The following is a 445-nucleotide window of genomic DNA, read 5'->3' as shown; positions in this document are numbered from 1 at the left end:
CCCCTCCCGGCGGGAGAGCTCCGCCAGGGCCACCAGCACCCGGGCGCGGGCCGGGGCGTGGGTGTCCAGAAGCTCCAGGGCCTCCCCGGCGGCCCGCCTCGCCAGCCTCTTCCGTCCCAGGGCCAGGTGGCAGAGGGCCATCTCCGCCAGGGCCGCTCCCCTCCGGGCCCCCTCCCCCGCTAGCTCAAGGGCCTCCTCCAGGACCTCGCTTCCTTGAGCGGGCTTCCCCAGAAGCCGCAGGGTGGTGCCGAGGGCCCTCAGGGCCACCACCCGGTCGTCCGGGTCCAGCCTCCCCGCCACCGCCTGCTCGGCCCGGAAGAGGGCCTCCCTCAGCTCCCCCCTGGCCCGGTGGACGGAGGAGAGGAGGACAAGGACCCGGCTCCGGAAGCCTCCCAGGGACTTGGCCCGGACCACGGCCAAAGCCTCCTCCGCCCGGCGCAGGGCC

Annotated in this window: 1 pseudogene; it reads right to left on the bottom strand. The window is 76.4% G+C overall.

Features of this window, described 5'->3' with window-relative positions:
* Window positions 1-445, bottom strand: a pseudogene (locus ACYQ0J_RS00565) (tetratricopeptide repeat protein); the annotation flags it as partial.

It is taken from the genome of Thermus sp. FJN-A (assembly GCF_054655095.1).
This window is presented reverse-complemented; position numbering and strand designations above follow the sequence as displayed.